Consider the following 21,615-nt stretch of genomic DNA (forward strand, 5'->3'; position numbering starts at 1 on the left):
GTAAAAAAATTACTGGGGATTCCTCAGCCCACAGGGAGAGGGAGAAAAACGTAGGCCGGGTAAGCGCAGCGCCACCCGGCAAAAAATTAGCTAAACCAGCTTCCAAACCAGCTATGGAATTTCATCATCACGAAATCCCACATCCGGCTGAAGAAGCCGCCCTCTTCTACCGCTTCCATCACAATCAGCGGACGCTGTTCAATCGACTTCCCGTTGAGCTGGAAATCAATCGTCCCGACCACCTGGCCCTTTTTCAGCGGAGCCGTGAGCTGCGGGTCGGTGAGGGTGTAGCTGGCCTTCAGGTTTTTCAGCTGACCGCGCGGAATGGTCACTGAACCCGCTTCACCCGCGCCCAGGTTCACTTCACTCTTGTCACCAAACCAGACACGCTGGCTGACGAACGTGGCATCCGGTTTTATCGGCGTCACGGTTTCATAGAAGCGGAAGCCCCAGGTCAGCAGTTTTTCGGATTCGTTAAAGCGGATACGGTCGGTTTTGGTCCCCAGAACGACCGAGATCAGGCGCATATCGCCCTGGGTCGCAGAGGCCACCAGGTTGTAACCCGCCCCGGCCGTGGTGCCGGTTTTCATCCCGTCGACATTGACGTTGCTGCTCCACAGCAGGCGGTTGCGGTTCGGCTGACGGATTTTGTTGAAGGTAAACTCTTTCTCTTTATGGATGGCATATTCATCCGGCACGTCATGGATCAGCGCTTTCCCCAGCAGCGCCATGTCGCGGGCGGTGCTGAACTGGCCCGGCGCATCGAGGCCGTGAACGGTTTTAAAGGTGGTGTTGGTCAGGCCCAGCTTTTGCGCGTAACCGTTCATCAGACCGATAAACGAGTCCTGACTACCCGCAACGTAGTCCGCCAGCGCGATACAGGCGTCGTTACCGGACTGGATAATCACCCCTTTATTCAAATCCGATACGGAAACCTGATCGCCCGGCTTCAGGAACATTACCGACGATCCGCGAAGCGCCGGGTTGCCGGTCGCCCAGGCGTCCTTCCCGATGGTGACCATATCGTCCAGCTTGATCTTGCCCGCTTTTAACGCCTGGCCGACCACATAGCTGGTCATGATTTTGGTCAGGCTTGCCGGATCGAGTTTCTCATCCGCATTGCCTTCCGCCAGCACTTTACCGCTGGCATAGTCCATCAGGATCCAGGCGCGCGCATCCACAGGCGGCGCTTCGGGCGCAGACTGTTCGGCTGCGTAGAGCGTTGGTGCAAACAGGAAAAGGAGCGCAGAGCCTGCCGCCAGGCTGCGCAGAGAAGTCATTTTTCGCGTCATAAATGCCACCCGAGTGTCCATTCAAAAATTACGTCACATCACCGTGTCGCAAGAAGCGATGAGTAATAGCGCACTAAAACCGTTAAAGAAACCCAACGAGGGTAAAGTTATTAAAGTTTATGCAATAACATTCAGATACGCTTTGATTCAGGCGATTTTTTTCTCTTCTGTTGCGTAATTGTTAGGTTTATCTCACCATGACCAAAAGCTGATTCGGATTCACATCTCATCGGGAGTAAATATGATTACGCTGTGGGGCAGAAATAATTCGACCAACGTTAAGAAAGTGCTCTGGACGCTGGAAGAGCTGGATTTACCGTTCAATCAAATCATGGCCGGGATGTCGTTTGGCGTGAATAAAGAGGCCGACTACCTGGCCATGAACCCGAATGGCCTGGTGCCGCTGCTGCGCGATGACGAAACAGACGCCACGCTGTGGGAATCTAACACCATTGTGCGTTACCTGGCTGCCCAGTACGGACAGGGTCGTCTGTGGGTCGAAAACCCGGCCCGCCGCGCGCAAGGGGAAAAGTGGATGGACTGGGCGAACCAGACGCTTTCACCAACCCACCGGGTGATCCTGATGGGGCTTATCCGCACCCCGGAAGCTGAACGCGACTATCCCGCCATTCATGCCGCGCAGGATGCCTGCGAAAATCTGTTTGCGATGATGGATGACGAACTGGCGAAGCACCCGTGGTTCTCCGGTGATGCGTTCGGCACAGGCGATATCGCCGTGGCGCCGTTCGTCTGGAACCTGACCAACATGGGTCTGAAGTGGACGCCGCGCCCGCACCTGGAGCGCTGGCTTAAACAGCTGAGCGATCGTCCGGCTTACCGTAACGTTGTGATGATTCCGGTCACCTGATCACGTCCCGGACGGGCTGACTTTTAACAGCTGCCCGTCCGTCTCATCGGTCAGGACATACAGATATCCATCCGGCCCCACCCGCACATCACGAATACGTTGATCCCGGTCGCCCAGAATGCGTCCGTCCTCCGTGACCTTGTTCCCCTTCACGCTGAGCACGATCACGTCCTTCTCCTTCAGCGCGCCAATAAACAGCTTGTTTTTCCACTGCGGGAAAACCTCGCTGTTGTAAAACGCCATGCCGCTTACCGCCGGTGAAACTTTCCAGACAAACAGGGGTTTTTCGGTCCCCTCAACGTGCTCGCCTTTGGCTTCCGGAATTTTCAGCCCGCTGTAGTTGATACCGTGCGTCGCCAGCGGCCAGCCGTAGTTTTTGCCTTTCTCGGGAATGTTGATCTCGTCCCCGCCGCGCGGACCGTGCTCGTTCAGCCACAGCGTATCGCTCCAGGGGTTCATCGCCATTCCCTGCGGATTACGAATGCCGTAAGACCAGATTTCCGGCCTCGCGCCGGGCGTACGCACAAACGGGTTATCCGGCGGCACGTTTCCGTCCTCCGTCAGACGCACGACTTTACCCTGTAGCTTGTCCAGATCCTGCGCCGTCGGGCGCTGGTTGTTCTCGCCGAGTCCGATAAAGAGATAGCCTTTGCCGTCGAACACCAGTCGGCCACCAAAATGGTTACCGGTAGAGAGTTTCGGCGTCTGGCGGAACACCACCTGGAAAGCCTCAATGCGCGTCAGATCGTCACTTAAACGACCATAGCCTACTGCCGTTCCGGCTTTGCCGTCCTGTCCCGCTTCGGCGTAGCTGAGCCAGATGCGGCGTGATTGTTTAAAATCCGGGGCGAGGACGACATCCAGCAATCCGCCCTGCCCGTTTGCCCAAACCTTAGGTACACCGACGATCGGATCGGAAAGCCCTTTCCCGGCCTGCCAGTGTTTAAGCTGGCCGCCCTTCAGGGTCACCAGCAGCCCGTTATTGTCCGGCAGAAACGCCAGAGACCAGGGATGATCGAGTCTGTTTTGCAGCACCTCAACCCTGACCGCCTCTGGCGCAGCAAGCAGCGAAAAGGGAATAAACAACGCAGGCAGGAAAATCAGCGAGGATCGAGGCATAACGCGCTCCTTTATCGGCATATGGCATAAAGGTTAGCCACTGCGTCCGGGCGCGTTACCACTTTTACAAAAGCTTAATCAGAAGGGGGAGTTGCCTCCCCCTGGATCAGTGCTGTTCAAGCTGTTCGTGCTTGTTCAGGCACATGATGCATAGAGAGAGCGTTGTCAGGCAGTTTTCAAGCTTCTCTGCGTTTACGGCGATAAAATTCGGGCAGTCGTGGCGTCCGTTCATCAGACACACCCCTGCAATGGAGAGCACCTCGGCGGCGCGGCGCAGTGCGATAAGCTCGCTTTCGCCGTAATTCGCCTTCAGGGTCGGTGCTTTTTCACGCATGAAATTGCAAAGTTCAAACAGGTTATCACGCAGATGTTCGCTTTCGCTGACTGACATATACCCTTTTGCCTTCCTCAACTGCAGGTACGCGGCCAGGTCGATTCGGGCGTTGATCAGCTTATTCAGCAGATCGCGTTTTAGTCTGTCAACGGTCATGCTCTTTCCTCCTCTGTCAGCCATTGTGCATAGTCAGGATAAGTTCATTTTTTGTACAGTTTAATGCCTGGGATCAATTTTTATTAACTGATTAACATTATTTACAATGTTACAACGTCTCCCCGGCGCATCCGCCTTGCAAAGAGTGTATAAATCCCCCGCGATACGCTGTAAAATCCCGCCCTGATAACTCCATAATTGATGAATTTTTAACCTATGAGCAATGTTACGCACCAGCCGAAAATCGGCTTCGTCTCCCTGGGCTGCCCGAAAAACCTGGTGGATTCAGAACGCATCCTGACCGAACTGCGCACCGAGGGCTATGACGTGGTGCCAAGCTACGACAACGCCGATATGGTGATCGTTAACACCTGCGGGTTTATCGACAGCGCGGTTCAGGAGTCACTGGAAGCCATCGGTGAAGCCCTGACCGAAAACGGCAAAGTGATCGTGACCGGCTGTCTGGGCGCGAAAGAAGACCAGATCCGCGAAGTGCACCCGAAGGTGCTGGAGATCACCGGCCCGCACAGCTACGAGCAGGTGCTGCAACATGTTCATCACTACGTGCCAAAACCCAAGCACAACCCGTTCCTGAGCCTCGTGCCGGAGCAGGGCGTGAAGCTGACGCCGCGCCACTACGCGTACCTGAAAATTTCCGAAGGCTGCAACCATCGCTGCACCTTCTGCATCATCCCGTCAATGCGTGGCGATCTGGTGAGCCGTCCGATTGGCGAAGTGCTGGCGGAAGCGAAACGTCTGGCCGACGCGGGCGTGAAGGAGCTGCTGGTCATCTCCCAGGATACCTCGGCTTACGGCGTGGACGTCAAACACCGCTCCGGCTTCCACAACGGCGAGCCGGTGAAAACCAGCATGGTGGGCCTGTGCGAGCAGCTGTCTAAACTCGGTATCTGGACGCGTCTGCACTACGTTTACCCGTACCCGCACGTTGACGACGTGATCCCGCTGATGGCGCAAGGCAAAATTCTGCCGTATCTGGACATCCCACTGCAGCACGCCAGCCCGCGGATCCTGAAGCTGATGAAACGTCCTGGCTCCGTTGACCGTCAGCTGGCGCGCATCAAGCAGTGGCGTGAGATCTGCCCGGATCTGACCCTGCGCTCCACCTTCATCGTTGGCTTCCCGGGTGAAACCGAAGAAGATTTCCAGATGCTGCTCGACTTCCTGAAAGAAGCGCGTCTGGACCGCGTCGGCTGCTTCAAGTACAGCCCGGTAGAAGGCGCAACCGCCAACGAGCTGGCGGACCAGGTGCCGGAAGAGGTGAAAGAGGAGCGCTGGAACCGCTTTATGCAGCTACAACAGCAGATCTCTGCTGAACGCCTGCAGGAGAAAGTGGGTCGCGAAATTCTGGTCATTATCGATGAAGTGGACGAAGAAGGCGCGATTGGCCGCAGCATGGCGGACGCCCCTGAAATCGACGGCGCGGTGTACCTCAATGGCGAAACCAACGTTAAGCCGGGTGATATTATTCGCGTGAAGGTCGAAAACGCGGACGAGTATGACCTGTGGGGTAGCCGGGTTTAATCTTCCCACTCCGCTTTTGTAGGCCGGGTAAGGCGTCGCCGCCACCCGGCACATTCTACTGCCCTATCCCTTTATCCTCGGATCCAGCGCGTCGCGCAGCCCGTCACCCAGCAGGTTAAACGCCAGCACGGTCAGGAATATCGCCAGGCTCGGGAAGATCGCCACGTGCGGCGCAATCACCATATCCGCCCTCGCCTCGTTGAGCATCGCCCCCCACTCCGGGGTCGGCGGCTGCGCACCTAATCCCAGAAACGACAGGCTGGCCGCCGAGATAATCGACACGCCGATACGCATGGTGAAATAGACCACGATGGACGACACCGTCCCCGGCAAAATATGGCTGAAGAGGATGGTAGCATCGCTGGCCCCCATACTGCGGGCGGATTCGATAAACGTCTGCTGTTTCAGTACCAGCGTGTTGCCGCGCACCAGGCGCGCAAACGCCGGAATCGAAAACACCGCGACCGCAATGATGACGTTGGCCATACCGCTGCCCATGATCGCCACCACGGCAATCGCCAGCAGGATGCCGGGGAAGGCAAACAGCACGTCACAGATGCGCATGATGATGCGGTCCCACCAGCCTTCATAATACCCGGCGACGAGCCCCAGCACGGTACCGATGGCCGCGCCAATCAGCACCGCGAAAACCCCGGCGGCAAGGGAGATCTGCGCCCCGACCAGCACGCGGCTAAAGATATCGCGCCCAAGGGAGTCCACGCCAAACCAGTGCATCAGGGAGGGGCCGTCGTTCAGACGGTCGTAGTCAAAATAGTTTTCCGCATCAAACGGCGCCACCCACGGCGCAACGATCGCCACCGCAATCAGCAGCAGCACAAACAGCCCCGCCGCCATCGCGACCGGCTGACGACGAAAACGCCGCCAGAATTCAGACCACGGCGTGCGGATATGTTCCGGTTTAAGCCCCGGCATAGCGTCTAAAACGGCCTGGCGTCGCCAGTTCAACAATCGCATCTTACTTATACCTGATGGCCGGGTTAATGGCAGCGTAGAGCACATCCACCACTAAGTTGATAAGGATAAATTCCAGCGAGAACAGCAGGACTTCCGCCTGTATAACCGGATAGTCGCGCATCTCAACGGAATCGACCAGCAGGCGTCCCAGCCCCGGCCAGTTGAAGACCTTTTCCACCACAATAGAGCCGCCCAGCAGGAAGCCAAACTGTAGCCCCATCATCGTCACCACCGGGATCATCGCATTGCGGAACCCGTGCTTGAGAATGACCCACTTCTCGCTGACCCCTTTCGCCCGGGCGGTACGAATATAATCTTCGCTCAGGACGTCAACGAACGAGGCGCGGGTAAAGCGGGCCATCACCGCCGACACGGCAGCCCCCAGCGTCATGGAGGGCAGAATGTAATGCTGCCAGGTGTCGGCCCCGACGGTCGGCAGCCAGCCTAACTCAACCGAGAAGATCTGCATCAGCAGCATCCCCAGCGCGAACGCCGGGAAGGAGATACCAGTCACCGCCAGCGCCATCCCGAGCTTGTCCGGCCAGCGGTTTCGCCAGACGGCCGCGACAATCCCGGCGCAGAGGCCAAACACCACCGCCCAGCTCATACTGGCAATCGTCAACCAGAACGTCGGCATAAAGCGGCTGGCTATCTCCTCCGACACCGGACGTCGCGACACCATCGAGATGCCAAAGTCGCCCTGCAACACGTTGCCAATGTAGTGCAGAAACTGCATATACAGCGGCTGGTCGAGGCCCAGCTGCTTACGCACCAGCTCTATCACCGTCGCGTCCGCTTCGGGCCCGGCAATCAGGCGCGCCGGATCGCCCGGCAGCAGATGAACAAACAAAAACACCAGTACCGCCACGATCAGCAGCGTCGGAATAAGCCCCAGCAGGCGTTTACAAACATAATTCAGCATGAGGTTTATTTTAAATCCGCATCGTCAAAGCTAAAGCCGGTGTCCGGCATGATGTAGAACCCGGTCAACGCTTTGTTATGGGCTGACACCAGTTTCTCCACCACCAGCGGCACCCACGGTGACTCTTTCCAGATGATATCCTGCGCGTCTTTGTAGAGGCGTGCTTTCTCTTCCGGCTTGGTGGTTTTCAGCGCATCGGCAAGGTCTTTGTCGACCTGCGGGTTACTGTAGAACGCGGTATTGAACAGGGTTGGCGGCCAGTTCTGCGAAGCAAACAGCGGAGATAGCGCCCAGTCAGCTTCACCGGTCGAGGCCGACCAGCCGGTGTAGAACATCCGCACGCCGCTCTCTTTCTGCCCTTTCCCCTCGACTTCAGCCGCACGCTGCCCGGCATCCATGGCAGTGACCTGCGCCTTAATCCCCACCTGCGCCAGCTGCTGCTGGGTGAATTGCAGTACTTTCTGCGCGGTACTGTGATTGTGCGACGACCACAGCGTGGTGCTAAATCCGTTCGGGAAGCCCGCCTCTTTCAGCAGCTCGCGCGCTTTAGCCGGATCGTACGGCCACGGCTGATAGCTCTGGGCATAGGCAATCGCTGGCGGCAGCACGCCGGTGGCCGGGGTGGCATAACCGGCAAAAGCGACCTTCACCAGCGCCTGGCGGTTAATGGCGTAGTTGATGGCCTCACGCACCTTCGGGTTATCAAACGGCTTTTGCGTCACGTTCATGCTGATGTAGCGCTGCATGATCGACGGGCTGGCGACCAGCTCCAGCTTGCTGTTTTTCTGCAAAATCGCGGCCTGCTCATAGGGGATCGGGAAGGCAAACTGCGCTTCACCGGTTTGCAGCATCGCCGCGCGGGTGTTGTTGTCCACTACCGGACGCCAGGTGATGGTGTCCAGCTTCGGCAGCCCCTGCTGCCAGTAGCCGCTAAATTTTTTCACCTTCACAAAGTCGGTCTGGTTCCAGGTCACCAGTTCATACGGGCCGGTACCCACCGGATGGAAACCGATCTCTTTCCCGTATTTTTTCAGCGCGGCGGGCGAGATCATTGCCGTTGCCGGATGTGCCAGAATGTTGATAAACGCGGAGAACGGCTCTTTCAGGGTGATTTTTACCGTCGCCGGGTCAACCACCTCGGTTTTGGCGATGTTTTTATAGAGGTTATAGCGCTTGAGGCTATTTTCCGGGTTGCTGGCGCGGTCGAGGTTAACCTTCACCGCCTCTGCATTGAAATCGGTACCGTCCTGGAACTTGACCCCGGTTCTGAGCCTGATGGTATACACCAGCCCGTCATCGGAGACCGTGTAGCCCTCCGCCAGCACATTTTTCAGCTTCATCTCTTTATCCAGGCCAAAGAGTCCCTGATAAAACGATTTCGCCACCGCCTGCGACAGCGTGTCGTTGGCATCATACGGATCCAGGGTGGTGAAATTAGAGCCGACGGCAACCACCACATCTTTGGCAGCGAACGCGGGGGCAGCGGCCAGGGCTGCCGTCACGCTCGCGGCTAACAACCATTTACGCGCTACAAATGTAACCATTGTGTTCTCCTGCCTGTTGTAAGTTATAACCGCGAGAAAGCATTTGCCTGACGCGGGGGAGCGACGAAATGACCCGGACCCACTTCGCGCAGCGTGACACGTTCCACGACCTCGCCGCGTTTACGAATATTGCTCGGCATTTCATCCTGCAGCAGCACGCGCTGGCCGTGACGATGCGCCGGATCGGCGACCGGGACCGCCGCAATGAGCTTGCGGGTATACGGATGCTGCGGGTTTTCAAACACCGCTCGTCGCGGGCCGATCTCGACGATCTGCCCCATAAACATCACCGCCACGCGATGGCTGATGCGCTCAACCACCGCCATATCGTGCGAAATAAACAGAAAAGCGATGCCCATATCCCGCTGTAAATCGAGCAGCAGGTTAATGATCTGCGCCCGAATAGAGACATCCAGCGCCGAAACGGACTCATCGGCAATCACTACTTTCGGGTTCAGCGCCAGCGCGCGGGCAATGCAGATCCGCTGGCGCTGCCCGCCGGAAAACTCATGCGGGTAACGCCAGGCATGTTCCGGCTTCAGGCCAACGCGCTCCAGCAACCAGGCCACGCGACGCTGTGCCGCGTCGCCGTCCAGCAGGTTATGTACCCGCAGCGGCTCCATGATCGAGTACCCCACCGTGTGGCGCGGGTCGAGCGAGGCATACGGATCCTGGAAAATAAACTGAATATCCCGCCGCACCGCCTGCAGCCTGCTGTCGGGCAGGGTATCAATGCGCTCGCCGTTAAAGGTAATGCTCCCTTCCTGCGATTCCACCAGACGGAGCAACGCGCGCCCGGTGGTAGATTTACCGCAGCCGGACTCCCCCACCAGCGCCAGCGTTTCGCCAGGCCACAAATCAAAACTGACGTTTTCCACCGCGTGCACTTCGCGCTTCACGCGATTCAACACGCCGCTGCGCAGCGGGAAACGGGTGACCAGATTACGCACCTCCAGAATGGGCTTACCCGGCACCACGGTATCCTGCTCGCGTTCCTCCTCCTCCGGCCCTGTCGCATCGAGGGAAATCAGCGGGAAGCGGCGCGGCAAATCGCGGCCGTTCATGGCGCCAAGACGCGGGACCGCCGCCAGCAACGCTTTGGTATAAGGATGAACGGGCGCGTGAAAAATCTGCTCAACTGTGCCGGTTTCTACTCCGCAGCCCTTGTGCATCACCAGCACCCGATCGGCGATATCGGCGACCACGCCCATATCGTGGGTAATGAATATCACCCCCATCTCCATCTCCTGCTGCAGCACTTTAATGAGCTGCAGGATCTGCGCCTGAATCGTCACGTCCAGCGCCGTCGTCGGCTCATCGGCGATCAGTACCGCAGGACGGCAGGAGAGCGCCATGGCAATCATCACCCGCTGGCGCATGCCGCCAGAGAGCTGATGCGGGTAGCGGCCAAGAATAGCCTGCGCTTCCGGAATGCGCACCAGCTCAAGCATCCGTCTGGCTTCACTGAGCGCCTCATCGCCGCCGAGCCCCTGATGCAGGCGGATGGACTCGGCAATTTGTTCCCCCACCGGGAACACCGGATTGAGCGAGGTCATCGGCTCCTGGAAAATCATGGCAATATCCGCCCCGCGCACGCCCTGCATCTGCGCACTGCTCAGATCGTTTATATCAATGACCTGACGGTTACGGCGGCGCAGGAGCATTTTCTCGCTGCTGATTTGCCCGCCCGTCTGCTCCAGCAGACGCATCAGCGCCAGCGCGGTGACCGATTTACCGGAGCCGGACTCGCCAACAATCGCCAGCGTCTCGCCGCGTTTGAGCGAGAAGGATAAATTCTGTACTGCGGGGATGAACTGCCGCTCTTCCTGAAACGCAATATTCAACTGATGGACAGCCAGCACTTCGCGGTTGTCCAGCTCGTCACTGTGCGGCACGCGTTGCCCCCTTATTCACGATAGATCCCCGTGCTCGGTTCATCACCGGCATAACCCCAGGCGCGGTACATCCCTTCGCTGTTGAACGGCAGGGCCACGTTGCCCTCACGATCCACGGCAATCAGCCCGCCGATGCCGCCCAGCGCGGGCAACTTTTCCATCACCACGCGCTCGCAGGCCTCGCTCAGGCTTAGCCCGCCATAATCCATCAGCGCGGTGATGTCATAGGCCGCGAGGGCACGAATAAAGACTTCCCCGGTGCCGGTACAGGACACCGCCGCCGTGGCGTTATTGGCATAGCAGCCGGCACCGGGCAGCGGGCTGTCGCCGACGCGTCCAGGCAGCTTGTTGGTCATCCCTCCCGTTGACGTCGCCGCCGCGAGGTTTCCGGCCTTATCGAGCGCCACCGCGCCGACCGTGCCCATTTTGGTGGTTTCATCCAGCGGCGCAGCATGGTCAAGCTGCGTCATGCCCGCCGAACGCGCTTCAAGCAGCTGCTGGTAGCGCGCCTCGGTAGAAAAGAGATCGGGCGATACCTGTTCCATCCCGTGCCCGAAGGCGAACGCCTCCGCCCCGGCACCGGTCAGCAGCACATGGGGGCTCTCTTCCATCACCAGACGCGCCGCCAGCACCGGATTACGCAGGCGACTGACGCCCGCCACGGCCCCCGCTTTCAGGGTGATGCCGTCCATCACGCAGGCATCCAGCTCGTGGGTTTCGTCCCGGGTAAAGACCGAGCCGATCCCGGCATTAAATAACGGACACTCCTCCAGCAGGCGTACCGCCTCGGTGACCACGTCCAGCGCGCTTTCGCCCGCTTCCAGCATTTTCTGGCCCGTTTCCACAATGGCGTACAGCGCGTCAATGTAGCGCTTTTCATCCTCAGGACTGAGCTGTGCACGGGTGATAGCCCCGGCGCCGCCATGAATTGCGATTACCGCATTACCCATTCACATCACCCGTTAGCCTGATTTGCGGCTTTTTCTATAAATATCATTATCGTCAATGAAACTTCAGATGATTTTTGAATATAGAAAGACGCAACTGTGATGTAAAGCGTACACCTCCGGGTCATACTGTTAGTGGCACTTTTCTGCCATAATGGCCGCTTTCGTTGTTACTGTGCAGGAGCCCACCATGGATTTTACCGCCGGACTAATGTCGCTTGAGACGGCACTCACGCAGATGCTTGACCGAGTTTCCCCGCTACAGGACGTTGAAACGCTGCCCCTGGTGCGCTGTTTTGGCCGTATTGCCGCACGCGATATCGTCTCCCCGCTTAACGTGCCAGGGTTCGATAATTCCGCGATGGACGGTTATGCGGTACGCCTGGCGGATCTCCAGGCCGCTCAGGCGCTGCCGGTGGCGGGTAAAGCATTTGCCGGACAGCCATTTAACGGTGAATGGCCTGCGGGCACCTGCGTGCGCATCATGACAGGTGCACCGGTGCCGGCAGGCTGCGACGCCGTGGTGATGCAGGAAGAGACCGAGCAGACGGATGACGGCATACGGTTTACCGCCAGCGTCAAAGCGGGCCAGAACATTCGCCGCACCGGCGAGGATATTGCCCTTGGCGCGACGGTCTTTGCCGCCGGACAGAAGCTGACGGCGGGTGAACTGCCGGTGCTGGCCTCCCTCGGCATCGCGGAGATCGAGGTTATCCGTAAAGTGCGCGTCGCCGTATTCTCGACGGGCGACGAACTGCAGCTTCCGGGCCAGCCGCTGCAGGACGGACAGATTTACGACACCAACCGTCTGGCGGTACACCTGATGCTGGAGCAGCTGGGCTGCGAGGTGATTAACCTCGGCATTATTCCTGACGATCCGGAAAAACTGCGCGCTGCGTTTATTGAGGCGGACAACACCGCCGACGTGGTCATCAGCTCCGGCGGCGTCTCCGTGGGCGAGGCGGATTACACCAAAACCATCCTTGAAGAGTTGGGTGAAATCGCTTTCTGGAAGCTGGCGATCAAACCGGGCAAACCGTTCGCCTTTGGTAAACTGCGGCACAGCTGGTTCTGCGGCCTGCCGGGTAACCCGGTCTCGGCGGCACTCACCTTCTACCAGCTGGTGATCCCGCTGCTGGCGAAGCTCTCCGGTAACCGGGCCCACCCGCTGCCGGAACGCCTGCGCGTGCGTGCCGCGACGCGCCTGAAAAAATCACCGGGCCGTCTCGATTTCCAGCGTGGGATCCTGACGCGCAACGCGGACGGTGAGCTCGAAGTAAGCACCACCGGGCACCAGGGCTCGCACATTTTCAGCTCCTTCAGCCAGGGCAACTGCTTTATCGTGCTCGAGCGCGAGCGCGGCAACGTGGAAGCGGGCGAATGGGTTGAGGTGGAGCGCTTTAACCAGTTGTTCGGAGGCTGACATGACGGTGGAGCTGAGCGATCAGGAGATGATGCGCTACAACCGCCAGATTGTGCTGCGCGGGTTTGATTTCGAGGGTCAGGAAGCGCTCAAGGCGGCCAGCGTGCTGGTCGTCGGACTTGGCGGTCTGGGCTGTGCCGCCGCCCAGTACCTCGCCGCGGCGGGTGTGGGCAGGATGACGCTGCTGGACTTTGATACCGTGTCGGTGTCTAACCTGCAGCGCCAGACGCTGCACAGCGACGCAACGGTTGGCCAGCCGAAAGTGGATTCTGCCCGCGTGGCGCTGGCCCGCATTAACCCCAACGTTCAGTTCACTCTGCTTGACGCGATGCTGGATGATGACGCGCTCTCCGCGCAAATTGCCCGGCACGATCTGGTGCTCGACTGCACCGACAACGTCGCCGTCCGTAATCAGCTAAACGCGGGCTGTTTTGCCCACAAAACCCCGCTGGTCTCCGGGGCGGCGATCCGCATGGAGGGGCAAATCAGCGTCTTCACTTACGCGGACGGTGAACCCTGCTACCGCTGCATGAGCCGCCTGTTTGGCGAGAACGCGCTCACCTGCGTCGAGGCGGGCGTGATGGCGCCGCTGGTCGGTGTGATTGGGTCATTACAGGCGATGGAAGCGATCAAGGTGCTGGCGCATTACGGTACGCCGGCGGCGGGGAAAATCGTGATGTACGACGCAATGACCTGCCAGTTCCGCGAAATGAAGCTGATGCGTAATCCGGGATGTGAGATTTGCGGAGGTTAAACCCTACTGCGGCCTGATGCCCTCACCCCGGCCCTCTCCCACAGGGAGAGGGAGAAAATCGTAGGCCGGGTAAGGCGAAGCCGCCACCCGGCAACAGCGTCAGATCGACGTCCGTCCAAATGCCCCCTGCCAGTCCTGCTCAAACTTCACAATCGCCGCGTCCACGGCCGGAGAGGTAATAAACTGCTGCGCCACGTCCAGCGGCAGCGTGATGGACTTGCAGCCTGCCAGCAGGCAATCCAGCGCCTGACGCGGGGTTTTAAAGCTCGCGGCCAGCACCTTTGACTGCGGGGCATGCAGGGTCAGCAGCTGCTGTAATTCCACCACCGTCTGGATCCCGTCCCCGCCCTGCGCGTCCACGCGGTTAACGTAAGGCGCGACATACTCAGCCCCCGCAAGCGCGGACAACATCCCTTGTGCAGCGCCGTATACCGCCGTGCCCAGCGTCGGGATCCCTTCTGCTTTCAGCATTTTGATGGCTGCCAGCCCTTCTGCGGTCACCGGCACTTTCACCACCAGATCGTTAATGATGGCGCGCAGCTTACGCGCGTCTTCCACCATCCCTTCGGCGGTGGTCGCCATCACCTGCGCGAACAGACGGCCCTTGCCGCCCAGAGCATCGTGCAGGGCTGGCAACAGCTCCTCCAGCGGCGTTTTACCGGCCGCAACGATGCTTGGGTTAGTGGTCACGCCTGCCAGCGGGAAGATACGCGCCAGCTTTTTCACCGCCGCAACGTCAGATGTGTCGAGATAAAGTTCCATGATGTCACCCTCAAAATTAGCCTGCACTTACCCTATCACGACAAAACCTGCTCAGGAGTTGACCTGCATCAAGATAACTTTCATTCGAAAGTAATTTAATCTTCATATGCAAGATGAGAGGCGAAAACATGATCTTCAATATTCAGCGTTACTCTACCCACGACGGCCCCGGTATTCGTACCGTGGTGTTCCTGAAAGGCTGCTCGCTGGGCTGTCGCTGGTGTCAGAACCCGGAAAGCCGCTCCCGCAGCCGGGACGTGCTGTTTGATGCGCGCCTGTGCCTGGACGGCTGCGACCTGTGCCAGCAGGCGGCGCCGGGCTGCATCGAACGTGCGCTGAACGGGCTGGTCATTCATCGCGAGAAGCTTAACGACGAGACGCTGAACGCCCTCACCGACTGCTGCCCGACGCAGGCGCTGACCGTCTGCGGTGAAGAGCAGCAGGTCGGGGAGATCATGGCGACCGTCCTGCGCGACAAACCCTTCTACGACCGCAGCGGCGGCGGAATTACGCTTTCCGGCGGCGAGCCGTTTATGAACCCCGATCTGGCACTTGCGCTGTTTAAAGCCAGCCACGACCAGGGCATCCACACCGCCGTTGAAAGCTGCCTGCACGTGCCGTGGCACTTTATCGAGCCCTCTTTACCGTACGTCGATCTGTTCCTCGCCGACCTGAAGCACGTCGATGGCGAGGTATTCAAACAATGGACGGACGGCTCAGCGAAACGGATCCTGGATAACCTGAAACGCCTGGCGGCAGCCGGGAAAAAGATGACCATTCGCGTGCCGCTGATCCCGGGCTTTAACGCCGATGAAGCGTCTGTTACCGCCATCACCAATTTCGCCGCCGACGAACTCGGCGTCAACGATATTCATTTTCTGCCATACCACACGCTGGGCATGAACAAATACACCCTGCTCGGCCAACCCTACTCTGCCCCTGACAAACCGCTGGATAACCCTGCCCTGCTGGACTTCGCGCAGCAGTACGCCTGCCAGAAAGGGTTAACCGCGACCTTACGAGGATAAACTTATGACCACACTGAATCTCAACACCCTCAGCGAGCGCATTAAGGCGCACAAAATGGCCCTGGTGCATATCGTCAAGCCACCGGTCTGTACCGAGCGCGCGCAGCACTACACCGAAATGTATCAGCAGCACATGGACAAACCGATCCCGGTGCGTCGCGCCCTGGCGCTGGCGCATCACCTGGCCCGGCGCACCATCTGGATCAAACACGACGAGCTCATCATCGGTAACCAGGCAAGCGAAGTGCGCGCCGCGCCGATCTTCCCGGAATACACCGTTTCCTGGATTGAGAAAGAGATCGACGATCTGGCCGACCGTCCGGGCGCGGGCTTTGCGGTGAGCGAAGAGAACAAGCGCGTTCTGCATGCGATCTGCCCGTGGTGGCGCGGCCAGACGGTCCAGGATCGCTGCTACGGCATGTTCACCGACGAGCAGAAAGGCCTGCTGGAAACCGGCATCATCAAAGCCGAAGGCAACATGACCTCCGGCGATGCGCACCTGGCCGTTAACTTCCCGCTGGTGCTGGAGAAAGGTCTCGACGGCCTGCGCGCCAAAGTGGCCGAGCGCCGCTCGCGCATTAACCTGACGGTGCTGGAAGACCTGCACGGCGATCAGTTCCTGAAAGCGATTGATATCGTGCTGGAGGCAGTGAGCCTGCACATCAAACGCTTTGCCGATCTGGCGCGTGACATGGCCGCCAGCGAAACACGCGAAAGCCGCCGCGACGAACTGCTGGCGATGGCGGAAAACTGCGACGTGATTGCCCACGAACCGCCAAAAACCTTCTGGCAGGCGCTGCAGCTGTGCTACTTCATTCAGCTGATCCTGCAGATTGAGTCCAACGGCCACTCCGTCTCCTTCGCGCGGATGGACCAGTACCTCTATCCGTTCTACCGCCGCGACGTGGAGCTGAACCAGAGTCTCGACCGCGAGCACGCCATCGAACTGCTGCACAGCTGCTGGCTGAAGCTGCTGGAAGTAAACAAAATCCGTTCCGGCTCGCACTCGAAAGCCTCTGCCGGTAGCCCGCTGTACCAGAACGTCACCATCGGCGGCCAGACGCTGGTCAACGGTGAGCCGATGGATGCGGTCAACCCGCTCTCTTACGCGATTCTGGAGTCCTGCGGCCGTCTGCGCTCCACCCAGCCTAACCTGAGCGTGCGCTACCACGCGGGCATGAGCAACGACTTCCTCGACGCCTGCGTGCAGGTGATCCGCTGCGGCTTCGGGATGCCGGCATTCAATAACGATGAAATCGTGATCCCGGAATTCATCAAGCTCGGCGTTGAGCGCGATGATGCTTACGACTACGCGGCGATTGGCTGCATCGAAACCGCCGTCGGCGGCAAATGGGGCTATCGCTGCACCGGCATGAGCTTTATCAACTTCGCCCGTGTGATGCTGGCGGCGCTGGAAGGCGGCCGGGACGCCACCAGCGGGAAAGTGTTCCTGCCGCAGGAGAAAGCGCTCTCTGCCGGTAACTTCGATAACTTCGACGAGGTGATGGCGGCGTGGGATACCCAGATCCGCTACTACACCCGCAAATCCATCGAGATTGAATATGTGGTGGACACCATGCTGGAAGAGAACGTCCACGATATTCTCTGCTCCGCGCTGGTGGACGACTGTATCGAACGGGCGAAGAGCATCAAGCAGGGTGGCGCGAAGTATGACTGGGTCTCCGGCCTGCAGGTGGGGATCGCCAACCTCGGCAACAGCCTGGCGGCGGTGAAGAAGCTGGTATTCGAGCAGGGCGTCATTGGTCAGCAGCAGCTGGCGGTCGCGCTGGCGGATGACTTCGACGGGCTGACCCACGAGCAACTGCGTCAGCGTCTGATCAACGGTGCGCCGAAATACGGTAACGACGACGACAGCGTGGATATGCTGCTGACGCGTGCCTACCAGACCTACATTGAAGAGCTGAAACAGTACCACAACCCGCGTTACGGCCGCGGCCCGATTGGCGGAAACTATTACGCAGGCACCTCTTCTATTTCCGCTAACGTGCCGTTTGGCGCGGCGACGATGGCCACCCCGGACGGACGAAAAGCCCATACCCCGCTGGCGGAAGGCGCCAGCCCGGCATCCGGTACCGATCACCTTGGTCCAACGGCGGTCATTGGCTCCGTGGGCAAATTGCCGACCGAAGCGATTCTCGGCGGCGTGCTGCTAAACCAGAAGCTGAACCCGTCAACGCTGGAAAACGACAGCGACCGCCAGAAGCTGATGGTGCTGCTGCGCACCTTCTTCGAGGTGCATAAGGGCTGGCATATTCAGTACAACATTGTTTCCCGCGAAACGCTGCTGGAAGCGAAAAAACACCCTGACCAGTATCGTGACCTGGTGGTGCGCGTGGCGGGCTACTCGGCGTTCTTCACCGCCCTGTCGCCGGATGCGCAGGACGATATTATTGCGCGTACGGAGCATACGCTGTAACCGAGCTATCCCCTCTCCCTTGAGGGAGAGGGTTAGGGTGAGGGAGAAATACGCGCGCTGATGCCCTCACCCCGGCCCTCTCCCACGGGAGAGGGAGAAAACACTAAAAACGGCAACCTCGGTTGCCGTTTTGCTTTTACTTTCGAATGAAATTAAATTTGTGCTCCTCGTCACCTTGTTATTAGAATGTTTCAAAACGCAGTGACCCAGGAGCGCAATGTATGACCGTTAAAGTTATCGTCACCGATATGGATGGAACTTTCCTTGATGATGCCAAGCAGTACGATCGGGACCGCTTTCAGGCACAGTTTGAGCAGCTTAAAGCCCGCAATATTGAATTCGTTGTCGCCAGCGGCAACCAGTATTACCAGCTCATCTCCTTCTTCCCGGAGCTGAAAGATCAGATCTCCTTCGTGGCGGAAAACGGCGCGCTGGTCTTCGATCACGGCGAGCAAATTTTCCACGGCGAGCTGACGCGCCATGAGTCGCAGATCGTCACTGGCGAGTTGCTGAAAGACAAAGGGCTGAACTTTGTGGCCTGCGGTCTTGAAAGTGCGTACGTCAGCGATAAAGCGCCGGAGGCGTTCGTGGCGCTGATGTCAAAGCACTATCACCGCTTAAAGCGCGTCAGCGATTACCATGACATTGACGACGTGCTGTTTAAGTTCTCCCTGAACCTGCCGGACAGCGATATCCCGAATCTTATCGACAAACTGCACGTGTCGCTGGACGGCATCATGAAACCGGTCACCAGCGGCTTTGGTTTTGTGGATTTGATTATCCCTGGCCTGCACAAAGCCAACGGCATCAGCCGACTGCTGAAGCGCTGGGCTATCTCCCCGCAAGAATGTGTGGGTATCGGCGACAGCGGCAACGACGCGGAAATGCTGAAGCTGGTGAAATACTCGTTTGCAATGGGCAACGCGGCCGACAGCATCAAAGACATCTGCCGCTACAGTACCGACGACAATACCCACCAGGGCGCGCTGAACGTGATTCAGGCCGTGCTCGACGCCCACTCCCCGTTCGACGCCTAATCCTTCCCCGCCGGAGCCTCGCTCCGGCTCTCTCCTTCTTTACCATCCTGTGGCACGCGTCAAGTTTTTAAACTTGCATTAACTTATTTTTAACTTAAAGTATCACTTGTAAATATTTTTACTTTCGAATGAAAGATGCGAGGCAGTTATGACCTTTACCAGTGAAACCTTACCGGCGGATCACAAAGCGGCAATCCGTCAGTTGAAACGTGAGTTACGCGCACAGATTGGCGACGTGCAGGCGGTGTTCGACAAGCTCAGTGATAAAATCGCCACCCGCGTGGCGGAAATCAACGCCCTGAAAAACAAAGGTGATTCGGTCTGGCCGGTGATCCCGTTTGCGGATGTGAAAAATGGCACCATCACGCCCGCGCAGCGCGACGCCATCAAACGCCGCGGCTGCGCGGTGATTAAAGGTCACTTCCCGCGCGAGCAGGCCCTGGCGTGGGATCAGTCGATGCTCGACTACCTCGATCTCAACCAGTTTGACGAGGTGTATAAAGGACCGGGCGATAACTTCTTCGGCACCCTAACGGCCTCCCGCCCGGAGATATACCCGATCTACTGGTCGCAGGCGCAAATGCAGGCGCGTCAGAGTGAAGAGATGGCGCAGGTGCAGTCGTTCCTGAACCGTTTATGGACATTCGAGAGCAACGGCAAGCAGTGGTTCGACCCGGATGTGAGCGTGATTTATCCGGATCGTATTCGCCGCCGTCCGCCGGGAACCACCTCGAAAGGGCTGGGGGCGCATACCGACTCCGGCGCGCTGGAGCGCTGGCTGCTGCCGGCCTATCAGCAGGTCTTTGCCCGCGTGTTTGACGGCAATGTCGATAAATACGACCCGTGGAACGCCGCGCACCGCACCGAAGTGGAGGAGTACACCGTGGATAACACCACCAAATGCTCCGTGTTCCGCACCTTCCAGGGCTGGACGGCGCTGTCGGACATGATCCCAGGCCAGGGGCTGCTGCACGTGGTGCCCATCCCGGAGGCCATGGCGTACATTCTGCTGCGCCCGCTGCTGGACGACGTACCGGAGGACGAGCTCTGCGGCGTCGCACCGGGGCGCGTGCTGCCGGTCTCTGAGAAGTGGCACCCGCTGCTTATCGAGGCGTTAAGCAGCATTCCGGCACTGGAGGCGGGTGATTCCGTGTGGTGGCATTGCGATGTGATCCACTCGGTTGCACCGGTTGAGAACCAGCAGGGCTGGGGCAACGTGATGTACATCCCTGCCGCGCCGATGTGCGAGAAGAACCTCGCCTATGCGAAAAAGGTCCGGGAAGCGCTGGAAACCGGCGCGTCACCGGGTGACTTCCCGCGTGAAGATTATGAAAAGACCTGGCAGGACCGTTTTACCGTGGCCGACCTGAATATCCACGGCAAGCGCGCGCTGGGCATGGTTTAACTGTCGTACAACCCTTCCCGCTCCACGGCGGTGCGTCGTTTCCCCTGACGTATCCGCCGGACTGATTCCCGTACGGTCAGAGTGCCGTTAAGCAGCAAGGTTCCCACCGGCGCGTCCGGGCGCATCAGCCGCTGCTGGAGCATATGCACCGCTTCCGTTCCCAGCTCGTCGCGCGGAACATGCACCGCCGTTAACGGCACATCCTGAATGGCTGCCAGATTAAAGCCGTCAATGCTCATCACCGAGATGTCCTGCGGCACGCGCAACCCTTGTTTTTGCAGCGCACTGATGGTGCCCGCGGCCATAAAGTCGCCACCGACCAGAAACGCCGTCGGCAGATCGTTGCCCTGCATCTGGCTCAGCCAGTCGCTGACCATCTGTTCCGTTTCGCGCGCGCTGAAACTCGGTACCACCAGCAGATCGCGTTTGTCGTTGAACGTCAGGTTGTGGGATTGCCACGCATCGCGGATGCCGGAGAGGCGCAGTTCCATGGTGTAGCGACGCAGGCAGAGCACGTTCATCACTTCGCGGTGCCCCATCTCAAACAGATACTCCGCCGCCCGCTCGCCAATCGCCCGATGATCCGGCGCCACGGCCGGCAGGCGCATATGGCGATCGCGACAGTTAATCAGCATGCAGGGTTTACCGACATCCACCGCCAGATCGTGGATATGCGGATCGTCAATCCCGAGAAGGATGGCGGCCTGGGTGTCCGGTTCGTTCATACGTGCCAGAAAAAGCTGGGCGTCGCTGTCGTTCTCCTCCAGTGCACAATAGCGCAGGCGTACGTCGTGGGAAGCCAGGCCTTTGCTCACGCTCTGGCTCACACGGTAGTAAAAGATGTCAGACCGCTCGTCAAACGCCCGCTGCGGGGCGAACACCACCAGGCTGTTGAGCAGCAAACGCCCCGCCGCCATCCCGTCCAGCACCCCCAGCTCGCGGGCGCATTCCAGCACCTTCGCCCGCGCTTTTTCGCTGGTATTGGCCTTCCCCGCCAGCACCCGCGAAACGGTGCTGATCGAGAGCTGAGTCCGGGTGGCAATTTCGGTGATTTTTAGCCTTTTGTCCATTTTGTGATCTGGCTCCATTTGCGAAATGACAAAATTTTCATAGCGTGTCCGTCAGGTCATTACTGATACGCACACCATCATGCCAAATGATTAAGCTCAGTTATG

At 58.8% G+C, this 21,615-nt stretch carries 17 protein-coding genes and 1 pseudogene; 8 read left to right on the plus strand and 10 right to left on the minus strand.

The features are described 5' to 3' along the window. Positions 1-86 precede the first annotated feature (86 nt). Entirely contained in the window at positions 87-1,292 is a 1,206-nt protein-coding gene (gene dacC / locus C5687_RS10835; protein ID WP_032672410.1) for a serine-type D-Ala-D-Ala carboxypeptidase, read from the minus strand. 241 nt (positions 1,293-1,533) lie between these two features. On the opposite strand from dacC, the gene C5687_RS10840 reads away from it, so the two are divergent. Then, complete coding sequence (locus C5687_RS10840) at positions 1,534-2,160, plus strand: glutathione S-transferase family protein (protein WP_047958105.1); 627 nt, start codon at positions 1,534-1,536, stop codon at positions 2,158-2,160. Here C5687_RS10840 and C5687_RS10845 read toward each other — a convergent pair whose 3' ends face one another. Both C5687_RS10845 and bssR read right to left on the minus strand, forming a co-directional pair. Beyond that, positions 2,161-3,279 carry a PQQ-dependent sugar dehydrogenase gene (locus C5687_RS10845; RefSeq protein WP_104556930.1) on the minus strand — a complete coding sequence of 373 codons (1,119 nt, stop codon included), beginning with the start codon at positions 3,277-3,279 and terminating at the stop codon, positions 2,161-2,163. Between the two features lie 106 nt (positions 3,280-3,385). Further along, the gene (gene bssR / locus C5687_RS10850; RefSeq protein WP_025756097.1) at positions 3,386-3,769 is read right to left on the minus strand and encodes a biofilm formation regulator BssR; all 384 of its coding nucleotides are present in this window, start codon (positions 3,767-3,769) and stop codon (positions 3,386-3,388) included. 216 nt (positions 3,770-3,985) lie between these two features. Here bssR and rimO point away from each other — a divergent pair, with 216 nt between their 5' ends. Continuing rightward, a complete protein-coding gene (gene rimO / locus C5687_RS10855) occupies positions 3,986-5,311 on the plus strand; it encodes a 30S ribosomal protein S12 methylthiotransferase RimO (protein ID WP_104556931.1) in 1,326 nt (441 codons plus the stop codon). A gap of 63 nt (positions 5,312-5,374) precedes the next feature. On the opposite strand, the gene gsiD is transcribed toward rimO, so the two are convergent. The 5 genes and pseudogenes from gsiD to iaaA form a co-directional block, all read right to left on the minus strand. Further along, a complete protein-coding gene (gene gsiD / locus C5687_RS10860) occupies positions 5,375-6,286 on the minus strand; it encodes a glutathione ABC transporter permease GsiD (RefSeq protein WP_025756099.1) in 912 nt (303 codons plus the stop codon). Position 6,287: 1 nt separating this feature from the next. Further along, the gene (gsiC, locus tag C5687_RS10865; RefSeq protein WP_025756100.1) at positions 6,288-7,208 is read right to left on the minus strand and encodes a glutathione ABC transporter permease GsiC; all 921 of its coding nucleotides are present in this window, start codon (positions 7,206-7,208) and stop codon (positions 6,288-6,290) included. Between the two features lie 5 nt (positions 7,209-7,213). Next, complete coding sequence (gene gsiB, locus C5687_RS10870) at positions 7,214-8,752, minus strand: glutathione ABC transporter substrate-binding protein GsiB (protein ID WP_025756101.1); 1,539 nt, start codon at positions 8,750-8,752, stop codon at positions 7,214-7,216. A gap of 23 nt (positions 8,753-8,775) precedes the next feature. Next, entirely contained in the window at positions 8,776-10,647 is a 1,872-nt protein-coding gene (gene gsiA, locus C5687_RS10875) for a glutathione ABC transporter ATP-binding protein GsiA (RefSeq protein ID WP_095449393.1), read from the minus strand. Continuing rightward, positions 10,634-11,597 (minus strand): annotated as a pseudogene (iaaA, locus tag C5687_RS10880) (beta-aspartyl-peptidase). Before iaaA ends, gsiA begins: the two are co-directional and overlap by 14 nt. 187 nt (positions 11,598-11,784) lie before the next feature. Between iaaA and moeA the strand changes: the two are divergent. Continuing rightward, positions 11,785-13,017, plus strand: a complete 1,233-nt coding sequence (gene moeA / locus C5687_RS10885) for a molybdopterin molybdotransferase MoeA (protein WP_104556932.1) — start codon at positions 11,785-11,787, stop codon at positions 13,015-13,017. A 1-nt stretch (position 13,018) separates the two neighbouring features. Then, positions 13,019-13,771 carry a molybdopterin-synthase adenylyltransferase MoeB gene (moeB, locus tag C5687_RS10890; RefSeq protein ID WP_104556933.1) on the plus strand — a complete coding sequence of 251 codons (753 nt, stop codon included), beginning with the start codon at positions 13,019-13,021 and terminating at the stop codon, positions 13,769-13,771. A gap of 99 nt (positions 13,772-13,870) precedes the next feature. On the opposite strand, the gene fsa is transcribed toward moeB, so the two are convergent. Further along, positions 13,871-14,533, minus strand: a complete 663-nt coding sequence (gene fsa / locus C5687_RS10895) for a fructose-6-phosphate aldolase (RefSeq protein WP_047958097.1) — start codon at positions 14,531-14,533, stop codon at positions 13,871-13,873. Positions 14,534-14,661: 128 nt separating this feature from the next. Here fsa and C5687_RS10900 point away from each other — a divergent pair, with 128 nt between their 5' ends. The 4 genes from C5687_RS10900 (at position 14,662) to C5687_RS10915 (ending at position 20,440) form a co-directional block, all read left to right on the plus strand. Then, a complete protein-coding gene (locus tag C5687_RS10900) occupies positions 14,662-15,561 on the plus strand; it encodes a glycyl-radical enzyme activating protein (RefSeq protein ID WP_104556934.1) in 900 nt (299 codons plus the stop codon). Positions 15,562-15,565: 4 nt separating this feature from the next. Then, on the plus strand, positions 15,566-17,998 hold the full coding sequence (locus C5687_RS10905; protein ID WP_104556935.1) for a formate C-acetyltransferase/glycerol dehydratase family glycyl radical enzyme: 2,433 nt from the start codon (positions 15,566-15,568) through the stop codon (positions 17,996-17,998). Between the two features lie 221 nt (positions 17,999-18,219). Continuing rightward, a complete protein-coding gene (locus C5687_RS10910; RefSeq protein ID WP_104556936.1) occupies positions 18,220-19,035 on the plus strand; it encodes a Cof-type HAD-IIB family hydrolase in 816 nt (271 codons plus the stop codon). A gap of 148 nt (positions 19,036-19,183) precedes the next feature. Continuing rightward, complete coding sequence (locus C5687_RS10915; protein WP_095449995.1) at positions 19,184-20,440, plus strand: DUF1479 domain-containing protein; 1,257 nt, start codon at positions 19,184-19,186, stop codon at positions 20,438-20,440. Here the strand turns inward: C5687_RS10915 and C5687_RS10920 are convergent. Next, positions 20,437-21,510, minus strand: a complete 1,074-nt coding sequence (locus tag C5687_RS10920) for a LacI family DNA-binding transcriptional regulator (protein ID WP_104556937.1) — start codon at positions 21,508-21,510, stop codon at positions 20,437-20,439. The two genes, C5687_RS10915 and C5687_RS10920, sit on opposite strands and share 4 nt — an antisense overlap. Positions 21,511-21,615: the final 105 nt, after the last annotated feature.

Source organism: Enterobacter sichuanensis (assembly GCF_002939185.1).
Classification (GTDB): domain Bacteria; phylum Pseudomonadota; class Gammaproteobacteria; order Enterobacterales; family Enterobacteriaceae; genus Enterobacter; species Enterobacter sichuanensis.